This window comes from Dietzia sp. IBK-p2-16D (assembly GCF_057773085.1).
In genome coordinates this window covers 306,725-318,416 of record NZ_JBYMTL010000004.1, presented here as the reverse complement: position 1 = coordinate 318,416, position 11,692 = coordinate 306,725, and the positions used below count along the sequence as shown (strand labels likewise).

Below are 11,692 nucleotides of genomic sequence, written 5' to 3'. Positions count from 1 at the left end.
GACTATGGAGGAACAACCGTGAGCCACGCCCAGGGAACGCACAAGCCGTCCGAGGCCTCGATCCCCCTGCATGACGCTGACTCGATCGGCCGTGGCGACGCCAGTATCGGCACTCTGGTCAAGAACGCCACCACGCAGGTGTCCACGCTGGTCCGCGCCGAGATCGAGCTGGCGAAGACCGAGGTCACCGAGCAGGTGAAGAAGGCCGCTACCGGGTCCGGCTTCTTCGTGGTGGCGCTCGTCCTGCTGCTGATGTCGTTCTTCCCGTTCGTGTTCATGTGGGCCAAGCTCATCTCGATGTGGTTCGGCACCAAGACCTGGGACTGGATGGGTTTCCTCATCGTGTTCGTGGTCCTGGTCCTGCTGGCCGCGGTGTTCGGGTTGCTCGGCTACCGCAAGGTCAAGAAGATCCGGAAGCCGCAGCGCACCATCGACTCGGTGTCGGACCTGAAGCTCGCCATGCCCAAGGGCAACGAGCCCCGGCCCGGCACGGTGCGTGTCACCGAGACGCCCTTGCCCGCCGCGAAGTCCTGAGAACTCCCGCTCACAGGCCGCCCGACCCGTCGATCGTCAGGATCGACGGGTCGTGGCGGCATCGTGACGTTTCGGCCAACGGCATCCGGCTGCACGTCGCCGAGGCGTTGCCTGCAGACACCCCGCCGGGTCGGCTCCCCCCGCTGGTCCTCCTGGTCCACGGGCTCAGTGGCATCTGGTGGACGATGCGCGCGCCCATGGTCGCGCTGGCCGAGGCCGGGTTCCACGCCGTGGCCGTCGACCTCCGGGGACACGGCGACTCCGACAAGCCACCTCGGGGTTACGACGCGTGGACCCTGGCCGCGGACATCACCAACCTGATCAGGTCGCTCGGTCATTCGTCCGCGGTGATCGTCGGCCAGGGCGAGGGCGGATTCGTCGCGTGGACCGCCGCCTACCGCCGGCCCCGAGCGGTGCGGGGCCTCGTCGTCGTCGGCTCCCCCCACCCGGTCGCCACGCGCCGCGCTGCCCTGCTCGACCGCACCCAGCGCCGCGCGCTCGTACCCCGCCTGCTCTCGGACCAGGCACCGCGACTGCCCGAGCGGCGCCTCACCCGCGACGGCGCGGCAGCGGTCGAGGAGATGCTCCGCAGTCGCTCCGGGCCCGCGTGGCCCGGGACCGAGGATTTCCGCGAGTCCGCCGCCCTGCTCAGGCGGGCCATGCTCATCCCGAAGGTCGCCCACCTCTCATTGGAGAGCCGCCGCTGGATGGTGCGCAGTCAGTTCCGGCCGGATGGTCGCGACTTCCGCCGCGCGGTCTCGGGTGTCCTGTCCCAGCCGGTGCTGGGGATCAGCGGCGCCGAGGACAGGTTCATCCTGCCGGCGACCCTCCGCTCGTCCTCGGCGTGGGCACGCGACTTCACCACCGAACTGGTCCCGGGCGCCGGCCACTATCCGGCGATGGAGGCCCCGGACGTCACGTCCCGGCTCATCGTGGACTTCGCTAGGCGCGTCACCCCGCTCTGAGCTCCCGGCCGGCTCTCTGCCGCTCCCGGCCACCGTTCGTCCGGCGCACTGCCTCCGCGGGTCACGGCCGGAGACCCGGTTTTGCTTGCCTCGACTCTCGCTTCGCCCCTGCCCGTGACGCCCCGCAGCGAACAGGGCCGCAGCGCATCCGCCTCGGCTTGCGCTGGCCCGTCGGCTTACGCGTCCTCTTTGCACGCTCTCACTAGACTAGCGCGCGCGGAATGGACCATTTCCGCAGCGTAAGCCGACGAGGCAGCGTATCCGGCGTCAGGTGCGCTGCTGGTGTGCCCAGCCCGACCCAACCCGACCCAGCCGGACCGCACCCGGGCGAACACCTGCCCACCGAGGGCTGGCCGGACTCCGGGTAGGCCCCCCGCCGGTCCGTAGCGGGCGGACGTGCGGTCCGGTCAGCCGACCCCGACGCAGCGTCCCGTCGGGACCGGCTCCTGCGCGTCGACGGCGAGCTGGAGCTGCGGCAGGACCTGCTCCACGGTCAAGGCGTACCCGGTGTCGGCCGCGTCCATCGCGGCGCCGAACACCACGCCGACGATCTGCCCCTGAGGCGTGAGCAGCGGCCCGCCGGAGTTGCCCTCGCGGACCGAGCCGCGCAGGATGTACACCTCGCGCTCGACGGTCTGCTCGCGGTAGATGTCCGGGCCGCGCAGGGTCACGCGCTCGCGGATCCGGGCCGCGTCCGGCCGGTAGGGCCCGTTACCCGGATACCCCACGACGATCGCGTCGTCACCGGTGCGCGCACGGTTCTCGGCGAACGGCAGGACCGGCGCGTCGAGACCGTCCACCCGCAACACGGCGATGTCCACGCGGGGGTCGTAGACCACCACCTCGGCGTCCAATTCCTCGTCACCGGACTCGACGGTCACCGATCCGGTGCCCGCCACGACGTGGGCGTTGGTCATCACGAGCCCCGGCGCGGCGACGAATCCCGACCCCTCCAGCGCGCGACTGCAGGACTCGGCCCGGCCGCGGATCTTCAGCACGGACGGTTGCACGCGGGCCACCACCTCGGCACCGGACAGGACCGGATCGGGCGGCGGCACCTCCTGCATCGGGGTCGTGCCGAAGGGCCCGAGGATGTCCGGGAATCCGGTGGTGCCGAGCACCGAGGTGAACGTGGCGGGGATCCGTTGCAGCTGCTCGGGAGCCACGTCGTCGATCTTGGCCAGTACGGACGACCCCCGCACCGCCTTGCCGAGCCCGGGGCCCTCCTGCGCCGCGATCGGGACGGCGACCAGCCACGCCACCAGCAGCATCGCGGCGGACTGGAAGACGGCCCCCACGGTGCTGTCGAGGAGTCGGGCGCCGGAACCAGAGATGTAGCGCCGGGCGGCGCGGCCGATGGTCACGCCGGCCACCTGCCCGATGACCACCATCACGGCGATGATCGCCAATCCCGCCGACAACCGGCCCAGTGGTGAGTCGATCTCCCGCACGAGGTGCGGGGCGACCAGCAGCCCTGAGGTCGCGCCGATGCCCACGCCGAGAAGCGCGAAACCCGAGGCTGCGGCGCCGTTGATCCAGCCGGAGATCGCCGCGGCGGCGGCGAGCGCGAACAATGCCAGGTCGAGCCACTGCGAGCCCGTCACCGGTACCCCCTCCGTGGATCGTCCGCGGGCAGGTCGAGCGAATCCTCGCCACCGGTGGCCTGTTCCGCGGAACGGACGGCAGGCTGCCCTGCGCCGACCGTGTCACCGGCGGCGCCGGTGCTCACCCCGGGCACACCAGCGGTGCCGGCGCTCACCCCGGGCACACCGGCGACCGTGCGATCGGCCAGCGGGTCCGCGGTCTCGCGGCGGGCCTCTTCGGCCGACATGCGGTGCTGTTCCCCGTTCGCGGACGCGGCCAGGGTCTTCTCGAGGTCCCGGATGTCCGTGGTGTCCCAGTCCAGGTCCCAGCCGGCGGAATGGAACATCGCGGCGAGGATGCCGGCGGTGAAGCCCCACACCACGAGGTCGTCGTGCTGGAACGCCGGTCCGGTCCAGCCGGTGGTGTGGCGGAGCAGGAAGCGGTTGGCGGGGTCGAGCAGCTCGTCGACGGGCACGGTCATGACCCGCGCGGTCTCGCCCGGATCCACCACGTCCACCTCCATGGGCTCCCGCCAGTAGCCGAGAACCGGCGCGACCGAGTAGTTGGACACCGGGATGTACAGCTCGGGCAACACCGCGAGCACATCCACGCCGTCGCGGTCGAGGCCCGTCTCCTCCCACGCCTCCCGAAGCGCGGCCTCCACCGGCCCGCTGTCGGTGTCGTCGACCCCGCCGCCGGGGAACGAGACCTGGCCGGAGTGGTTGCGCAGGGTGGGGGCCCGGTGGGTGAGCAGGACGCGGGCGTCGGCGGGCGGCTGTGGGCCCGGCGCGTCCGGCGATCCGGAGAACAGCACCAGCACGGCGGCGTCGCGGTGCGGACGTCCGACCTCGTTGGGGCCGCGGTCCTCCGGCGGGCGCCGCCTGGGCAGCAGCCCGTCGAAGCTGCCGTCGGTGCACGCCGCCATGAGCGGGTCCATCCAGCCGGGGTGCGGGACGCCGGTGACGTCGCCGGGGCGGGGCACGGGCCGGTCGGCGGATTCGTTCGTCGCGCCCGTTCCGGCGGGGCCGTCAGTCGCGGCGCTCACGCGGTCAACCCCAGGTGCTCGGCGACGGCGTCGAGCACGTCCTGCTCACTGTCCATGGGCTGGACCAGCACGTGCGCGACCGTCCCGTCGGCGCGGACGAACAGCGTCAGGGGCAGGACGGGCGGCGCGCCGAGCACGGTCGGCAGCTCCTCGTCCTGGTCCGAGACCGAGATCAGGTCCTCGATGCCCAGCGCGGCGAGGGTGTCGAACCCCTTGGTCTCGGACGGGTCGGTGTGCGAGAGCACCACCTTCACCTTGTCCCCGAGGGTGGCCTGCGCGTCGCGGATGGCGGGAAGTTCGCGGCGGCACGGTTCGCACCAGTAGGCCCACATGTTGACCACCATCGGCGTGCCGGCCTGGATCTTGCCGAGCGTGGTGGTGGAGCCGTCGTCCATGCAGCGCACCATGAGTCCGGCGACGGGCCCGGAGGTGGTGGCGGGCACGGCACTGTCGCGGCAGGCGGGGAGCCCGGCCCCGGCGCGGACCGCGGGGTCCACGACGGTGCGCGGCTCGTCCGCGGGCGGGGCGCCCACGGCAGGTGCGGTCGGAGCGGCGGTCGGGGCGGCGGTCGGGGCGGCGGTCGGGTCGCCGGACCCGGCGCCGGTGTCACCGAAGGTGGAGAGAAGGGCGACGACGACGCCGATCAGCGCCACGAGGGCGACCAGCGACCACCGGGTGGAGGAGCTCACGCGTGTTCCCCCAGTCCGACCAGTTCCAGCAGGTGATCACGCTCGGGTCCCGCCACGAGGCGGGCGGCGGCGACCGGGTCGAGCGGGCCGGCCTCCCCCGCGGACGGGCAGTCGTCGGCCAGCACACACGCCCCGCAGGCCGCGGTCCGCGCGTGGCACACCCGGCGACCGTGGAAGATGATCCGGTGGCTCGCATCGGTCCAGGAGGCCCGCGGCAGCATGCGCGACACCTCGCGCTCGATGCGGACGGCGTCCGTGGCCTCGGTCCACTTCCAGCGGTTCACCAACCGGATGAAGTGGGTGTCGACCGGCAGCCCCGGGATCCCGAACGCGTTGCCCAGGACCACGTTGGCCGTCTTCCTCCCGAATCCCGGGAGGGTGACCAGGTCCTCGAGCCGCTGCGGCACCTCGCCGTCGTACCTCTCCACGAGCGCCGCGCCCAGGCCCTGGATGCTCCGCGCCTTGTTGCGGTAGAAACCCGTCGGCCGGATGAACTCCTCCAGCTCCTCGCGATCCGCCCCGGCGTAGTCGGCGGCCGTCCGGTAACGCGCGAACAGCGCCGGGGTGACCTCGTTGACCCGCTTGTCCGTGCACTGCGCGGACAGGATGGTGGCGACGCTCAGCTCGAGCGGATCGGTGAAGTCGAGCTCGCAGTAGACGTGCGGGAACGCCTCCTCGAGGGTGCGGAGCATGCGTCTCGCGCGTCGGGTGCGCCCGAGGTCGGTCTCCACCCCCCTCGCGGCCACCCCTCGTCTGCGGCGCTTCACGGCGGGAGCGGGGTCGGGCATGAGTCCACATTACGGCCCGACGCCGCCGGGGCGCCGACACGCCGCCCCGGGCGCGTGTGCATCCTCCGGAACGGGGGTGGATAATCAGACGCATGCAGGGAATCCTCGTCGTCCTGGTGCCGGTCCTCCTCGCCGGATTCGCACTACTCATGGACCGGTTCGAGAACGCGATCCTCGACGAGCCCGAACGGATCGACACCTGAACCACGCCGCCCGATCGCGCGTCGGCACCACCTGCGACGCGGTAACGACTACAGTGGTTTTCGCCACACGCACGCCATGGCGCGGACATGCATGTCCGCGCCCGAACGGAGGGTCACAGACTGTGACGATTGATCGCCGCACGGACCAGTCTGCCGACGACGTCCTCACCCGAGCCGGAATCTTCCAGGGTGTGGAGCCGGCCGCCGTCTCCGCTCTGCGTGCAGATCTCACCAGCGAGGAGTACTCGAAGGGTGACGTGATCATCCGCGAGGGCGAGCAGGGCGACAGCCTGTACATCGTCACCTCCGGCAAGGTGAAGCTCTCCCGCAAGGCCCCCGACGGCCGCGAGAACCTACTGTCGATCCTCGGCCCGTCCGACATGTTCGGCGAGCTCTCCATCTTCGACCCGGGCCCGCGTACGTCCTCGGCCGTGTGTGTCACCGACGTCTCCGTGCAGGCCATGGACCGCTCCGCCCTCAAGCGCTGGATCGCCGAGCGCCCGGAGATCTCCGACCAGCTGCTGCGCGTGCTGGCCCGCCGCCTGCGCCGCACCAACAACAACCTCGCCGACCTCATCTTCACCGACGTCCCCGGCCGCGTCGCCAAGGCCCTGCTGCAGCTGGCGCAGCGCTTCGGTACGCAGGAGGGCGGCAACATCCGCGTGACGCACGACCTCACGCAGGAGGAGATCGCCCAGCTCGTCGGCGCCTCCCGCGAGACCGTGAACAAGGCACTGGCCGAGTTCGCGCACCGCGGCTGGCTGCGGCTCGAGGGCAAGAGCGTCATCATCTCCGACACCGAGCGCCTGGCCCGCCGCGCCCGCTGACACCCTGGCCCCGGCCCCGGCCCCGGCCGCAGCCCCGGCCCCGGCCCCGAAATCCGCTGCTCCGATTCGGGATCTGCTAGTCCAATGCGACCAGCCGATCCCGAATCGGAGTAGCGGATTTGTGGTCTCTCACGCCGCGCGGCCGAGCCCGAGTCGCTCCTGCCGACGCATCTCGGCCTTCACCCGCCGAACGATCACGTCCGGACGCCGCAGGTCATCCCATACCCAGCGGATCACCACGTAACCGGCATCCTCCAGATCGCGCTGTCTGTGGCGTTCGCGGCTCAGTGCCTCCCGTATCCCCTGCGGGCTGCTCCCGTACTTGCCGAAGCCGTCCGCCTCGCCGACGAGCCGCCACTCCCGCCAGTAGAAGTCCACGCGGAACCGCTTACCGCTCCGGCCCGCCAGCCACACCTGCATCTCGGGCTGCGGGAGACCCGCGAACACCAGGATCAGCCGAATCAGTGATTCCAGAACCGATTCCGCCAGCCCGCATGTCAGTTCCGGCAGCGCCCGCGCGCTCCCGACACCCGTGCGCCCTTTCGCCAGACCCGCCTCGACCCGGAGCTCGGAGCGTGACAGCATGCCCCGGCGGATGGCCTGATCGGCAGCAGCCACGCCGCTCTCCAGGCTCACCGTTCGTGCGACGTCGATGATCGTCCTGGCGGGAGAGGTCATCTGAATGCCGTCGACGAGTCTGGTCGCCCCCTCCACGGGCAGAGTGAAACACACGAGCGCCGAACTGCGCCGCGTCCCGCCGCCCACACGCGGCCGGGTGGCGGTGGGTTTGTCCAAGGGGATCCCGTGAAGTGGCAACCCGTAGAGCGCGAGGGCGGAACCATGCGACATCACCGTCCCGGGTTCCACCGCGAGCGCGGCCGCCCGAGTTCGTTCGAGGAACTCCCGCTCCCTGCGGAGGTATTCGGGCCCGCTCCCGGCGGGCGCATCCTCCGGCTCGTGGGCGTAGACGCCGGCCCGCACCCGCCGTAGCGTTCCGGCGCCGATCCGTCTGTTGATCTCATCGTGGTCCAGGCCGCTGCGGGCGAGCTGCGCGAACGTCGCGAGAGAGGGACTGTCGTGGTCGTCTGCTGTGGATGCACCCATGTCGGCAGTCTCGCCCAAGCCGATACGCGCACTCCCGCCGTAACCTGCGATATGCAGGCAGCCTGTGGAGTAATCCTCCCCTGTGGACAACCTCCCTGCTGTCCCCGCGTCCCCACCTGAATCCGCTAGCCGGAATCCGGATCTGCGACTCCGATCCGACTAGCGGATCCCCATTCCGACTAGCCGATTTCGGAGAGGGGGCGGGTCAGGCGTCGAGGCGGTCGAGGTAACGCAGCGCGACCTTGGTGGACTGCTCGGCCACCTTGAGCAGGAACGGCGTCACGTCGCGGTAGATGTGCTGCGTGATCGCCTCGGCCGAGGCGTCGCGGCCCAGCTCGGCGCGGGCGGCCATGATCTGCTCGAGCCGATCTCGCCGGTGCTGACCGAGCACCTGGGCGGCGCGGCCGGTGTTCTCCACGTCGGGCCCGTGCCCGGGGATGCCGGTCACGCCGCCGGCCCGCGCGGCCAGCAGGTCCATGCTGCCCAGGTAGTCGCCGAGATCGCCGTCGGTCGAGTCCAGCACCGTCGAATCCCGGCCGAGGATCGTGTCCCCGAGGACCACGCAGTCCGGCGGAGCAGTGAACCCGGTGCCCGCGGCCCGCACCTCGAGACTGATCGAGTCGGCCGTGTGCCCCGGGGTGCCCAGCACGATGATGTCGAGGCCGGCGGCGTGGATCACCTCGTCGTCGTCCCCGCCCGTCACCAACGGTGCGGCGTCGCGGCAGAACCGATCCTGCACGGCCCGCACCGGTGCGTCGGTGAATTCACGCAGGTGGTCGATCCCGTCGGTGTGGTCGCCGTGACGATGGGTGACGACGACGAGCTCGATCTCCCCCACGATCGCCGCGATCCGCTCGGCGTGCGCGCGGTCGTCGGGCCCGGGGTCCACCACCACGCAGGTAGGCGACCCCGGGGCCCGCAGGATGACGGTGTTGGTCCCCTCGAAGGTCATCTCGGAGGGGTTGTCACAGAGGATGACCCCGGACAGCTCCGTGACCGGCCGGAGGGTTTCGTACGCCGGGAAGCTGATCGGGGCCAGACCTGCGGACATCGCGTCTATCCCTCGACCTCGACCACGAGCTCGACCTCGACGGGCGAGTTCAGCGGCAGCTCGGACACGCCGACCGCCGATCGGGCGTGGACGCCGGCGTCGCCGAAGATCTCCCCGAGGACATCCGAGGCGCCGTTGAGCACGCCCGGCTGTCCGCTGAAGCCGGGTGCCGAGGACACGAACCCGACGACCTTGACGATCTTCACCACCGAGTCGATGCCGACGAGACCGTCGACGGCGGCCAACGCGTTGAGCGCGCAGGTCCGAGCCAGGTCGGCCGCCTGCTCGGCGGTGACCTCGGCCCCCACCTTGCCGGTCGCGGCCAGCGCGCCGTCGACCATGGGCAGCTGCCCGGAGGTGTAGACGAACGCGCCGGTACGCACGGCCGGGACGTAGTTGGCGACCGGCGGAACGACCGTCGGCAGTTCCAGACCCAGCTGGTCGAGCTTGCGGGTCCAGTAACCGGTGGGTTCGGCGTCGGGCATCAGAGCTGGCGCTTCAGGTAGGCGACGTGCTGCTCACCCGTCGGACCGGGCAGTACGGAGACCAGCTCCCAGCCGTCACTGCCCCACTGGTCGAGGATCTGCTTGGTGGCGTGGGTCAGCAGCGGGACCGTCACGTACTCGAACCGGGCTGCTCCAGTGGATTCACTCATGTGCCCCACTCTAGGTAAGTCACGAGCGTCCCGCGCGCGGTGGTGTGAGCGCTTAGTGTGGACCGCATGCCGTCCACGATGAGTCCAGGTACGCGGTCGACACGGGCCACCATCGCCGACCAGCTGTCCACCGGGTGGTCCGACCGGTCCGAGCGTGCTGAGTTGCACTACGTCTCGGGGAAGGGCGGGACCGGCAAGACGACCGTCGCCACGTCCCTGGCGCTCGCGCTGGCCTCGACCGGCAAGCGGGTCCTGCTGGTGGAGGTGGAGGAACGTCAGGGCATCGCCCGGATCTTCGACCGCGCCCCGTTGCCCTACCGCGAGGAGCTCGTGGCCCGCGTCGACGGCGGTGGCAAGGTCTTCGCGCTCGCGATCGACATCGAGGCCGCCATGCTCGACTACCTCGACACCTTCTACCGCCTGGGCGTGGTGGGCAAGGTGATGAAGTCGGTCGGTGCGATCGAGTTCGCGACCACCATCGCGCCCGGGCTCAAGGACGTCCTGCTCACCGGCAAGATCTACGAGGTCGTCGCGCGCGAGCACGCCAAGCGTGAGGTCGTCTACGACGCCGTGGTGGTCGACGCCCCGCCCACGGGCCGGATCGGCAAGTTCCTCGACGTCACCACCGCGATGGCCGACCTCGCCGGCGGGGGCGGCCCCATCCGTCGCCAGGCGGAGGCCGTGTCCGAGCTCGTCCACTCCACCCGCACGGTCGTGCACCTGGTGACGCTGCTGGAGTCGCTTCCGGTGCAGGAGACCATCGAGGCGATCGACGAACTCAAGAGCCACGGGCTCCGGATGGGCCAGGTCATCATCAACCGTGCCGAGACCCGTCACCTCGACGACGAGGCGCTGCGGCGCATCGCCGAGGAGGACATCGACGCGGAGGCGGTCGTGGACGGCCTCGACGCGACCGGCGTGGAGGTCGACGACGAGGGGCTGCAGGGGCTTCTCGTGCAGGCCATCGAGCACGCCCGCGTTGCCCGGGGTCAGCTCCGCGCCGGCGAGACGCTCACCTCCGCCGCCTGCCCCACCCTCGTGTTGCCGGCCCTGCCCAACGGAGTGGAGGTCGCGGACCTCTACGACCTCGCCTCCGCCCTCGTCGACCAGGGAGTCCACTGACATGACACGTCGCCTCGACATCACCGCCATGCTCACCGACCCCGCGACCCGGGTCGTGGTGTGCACGGGCGCCGGCGGCGTCGGCAAGACGACCACCGCCGCGGCGGTCGGTCTGCGGGCCGCCGAACTCGGCCGGGACACGGTCGTGCTGACCATCGACCCGGCCCGGCGACTCGCCCAGGCCCTCGGCATCGACGAGCTGTCCAACGAACCCTCCCCCGTCGACCTCGGCGAGGAGTCGTCCGCCGGGGGCGGGTCACTGCACGCGATGATGCTGGACATGCGCCGCACGTTCGACGAACTCGTGGTGGCCAACACGACGGAGGCCAAGGCCCGGGACATCCTGGACAACCGCTTCTACAAGACGATGGTCACCTCCTTCGCGGGCACGCAGGAGTACATGGCCATGGAGAAGTTGGGGCAGCTCCTCGACGATTCGGCATGGGACCTCGTCGTCGTCGACACCCCTCCGTCCCGCAACGCCCTGGACTTCCTCGACGCACCGCGCCGCCTCGGCGCGTTCCTCGACAGCCGGCTCATGAGACTGCTCTCGACACCCGGCCGGGGCGTCGGACGCCTCGTCACCGGCGCGATGAGCACCGCGATGCGGGGCGTGTCCACGGTCGTGGGGTCCTCCATGCTCAAGGACGCCTCCGAGATGGTGGTGGCGCTGGACTCCACGTTCGGCGGGTTCACCACCCGCGCGGCCCGGACCCAGGCGATCCTGCGCCGCAAGGGCACGGAGTTCCTCGTGGTCTCCTCCGCCGAGCGGCCCGCCCTGCGTGAGGCCGCGTTCTTCGCCGAGCGGCTGGCCGAGGAGAGGATGCCGCTGGCGGGGCTCGTGGTCAACCGCACGCACCCACGTCTCACGGACCTGAGCGCCGAGCAAGCCTGCGCGGCCGCCGATCGTCTGGCCGGCGAGAACTCCGAGGCCGAGGCGGTGCTGCGCATCCACGCCGACCGGGCGGGAACCGCCAAGCAGGAGGTGCGGCTGCTCGAGTCGTTCACCGACACCCATCCGGACGTGCGGATCGTCGGCGTGCCGTCATTGCCGTTCGAGATCTCCAACCTGGAGGCGTTGCGCTCGGTGGGGGACCAACTCTGCGGCTGATCGGAGAGCAGGGG

General features: G+C 71.1%; 12 protein-coding genes and 1 pseudogene. 5 read left to right on the top strand and 8 right to left on the bottom strand.

Translation table 11 applies throughout. The features are described from left to right. The first annotated feature begins 18 nt into the window (after positions 1 to 18). Positions 19 to 534, top strand: a complete 516-nt coding sequence (locus AC3DE3_RS11290) for a phage holin family protein (RefSeq protein WP_260486557.1) — start codon at positions 19 to 21, stop codon at positions 532 to 534. 107 nt (positions 535 to 641) lie between these two features. Next, positions 642 to 1,499 carry an alpha/beta fold hydrolase gene (locus AC3DE3_RS11285; protein ID WP_488370023.1) on the top strand — a complete coding sequence of 286 codons (858 nt, stop codon included), beginning with the start codon at positions 642 to 644 and terminating at the stop codon, positions 1,497 to 1,499. Between the two features lie 407 nt (positions 1,500 to 1,906). Here the strand turns inward: AC3DE3_RS11285 and AC3DE3_RS11280 are convergent, their stop codons facing one another. From AC3DE3_RS11280 to nth, 4 genes and pseudogenes are all read right to left on the bottom strand, one after another. Further along, positions 1,907 to 3,103, bottom strand: a complete 1,197-nt coding sequence (locus AC3DE3_RS11280; RefSeq protein WP_260486555.1) for a MarP family serine protease — start codon at positions 3,101 to 3,103, stop codon at positions 1,907 to 1,909. 242 nt (positions 3,104 to 3,345) lie between these two features. After that, positions 3,346 to 4,008 (bottom strand): annotated as a pseudogene (locus tag AC3DE3_RS11275) (NUDIX hydrolase); the annotation flags it as partial. A 116-nt stretch (positions 4,009 to 4,124) separates the two neighbouring features. Then, the gene (locus AC3DE3_RS11270; protein ID WP_488370022.1) at positions 4,125 to 4,817 is read right to left on the bottom strand and encodes a TlpA family protein disulfide reductase; all 693 of its coding nucleotides are present in this window, start codon (positions 4,815 to 4,817) and stop codon (positions 4,125 to 4,127) included. Then, complete coding sequence (gene nth, locus AC3DE3_RS11265) at positions 4,814 to 5,605, bottom strand: endonuclease III (RefSeq protein WP_260486553.1); 792 nt, start codon at positions 5,603 to 5,605, stop codon at positions 4,814 to 4,816. The genes AC3DE3_RS11270 and nth overlap by 4 nt, the downstream gene beginning before the upstream one ends. 325 nt (positions 5,606 to 5,930) lie before the next feature. On the opposite strand from nth, the gene AC3DE3_RS11260 reads away from it, so the two are divergent. After that, positions 5,931 to 6,635 (top strand): Crp/Fnr family transcriptional regulator, encoded by a 705-nt coding sequence (locus AC3DE3_RS11260; RefSeq protein WP_312027414.1) that lies wholly within the window; start codon positions 5,931 to 5,933, stop codon positions 6,633 to 6,635. A gap of 129 nt (positions 6,636 to 6,764) precedes the next feature. Here the strand turns inward: AC3DE3_RS11260 and AC3DE3_RS11255 are convergent, their stop codons facing one another. From AC3DE3_RS11255 to AC3DE3_RS11240, 4 genes are all read right to left on the bottom strand, one after another. Beyond that, the gene (locus AC3DE3_RS11255; protein ID WP_488370021.1) at positions 6,765 to 7,739 is read right to left on the bottom strand and encodes a type IV toxin-antitoxin system AbiEi family antitoxin; all 975 of its coding nucleotides are present in this window, start codon (positions 7,737 to 7,739) and stop codon (positions 6,765 to 6,767) included. A 205-nt stretch (positions 7,740 to 7,944) separates the two neighbouring features. Continuing rightward, a complete protein-coding gene (locus AC3DE3_RS11250; RefSeq protein ID WP_488370020.1) occupies positions 7,945 to 8,790 on the bottom strand; it encodes an MBL fold metallo-hydrolase in 846 nt (281 codons plus the stop codon). 5 nt (positions 8,791 to 8,795) lie between these two features. Then, positions 8,796 to 9,275: a RidA family protein gene (locus AC3DE3_RS11245; RefSeq protein ID WP_488370019.1), complete on the bottom strand. Its 480-nt coding sequence runs from the start codon at positions 9,273 to 9,275 to the stop codon at positions 8,796 to 8,798. Next, positions 9,275 to 9,445: a DUF4177 domain-containing protein gene (locus AC3DE3_RS11240; RefSeq protein ID WP_488370018.1), complete on the bottom strand. Its 171-nt coding sequence runs from the start codon at positions 9,443 to 9,445 to the stop codon at positions 9,275 to 9,277. The genes AC3DE3_RS11245 and AC3DE3_RS11240 overlap by 1 nt, the downstream gene beginning before the upstream one ends. Positions 9,446 to 9,511: 66 nt before the next feature. Here AC3DE3_RS11240 and bagA point away from each other — a divergent pair, with 66 nt between their 5' ends. Together bagA and bagB are read left to right on the top strand one after the other, a co-directional pair. Next, positions 9,512 to 10,567 (top strand): ATPase BagA, encoded by a 1,056-nt coding sequence (bagA, locus tag AC3DE3_RS11235; RefSeq protein WP_488370017.1) that lies wholly within the window; start codon positions 9,512 to 9,514, stop codon positions 10,565 to 10,567. Position 10,568: 1 nt separating this feature from the next. Further along, positions 10,569 to 11,678, top strand: a complete 1,110-nt coding sequence (gene bagB / locus AC3DE3_RS11230; protein ID WP_260486549.1) for an ArsA family ATPase — start codon at positions 10,569 to 10,571, stop codon at positions 11,676 to 11,678. Positions 11,679 to 11,692 lie beyond the last annotated feature (14 nt).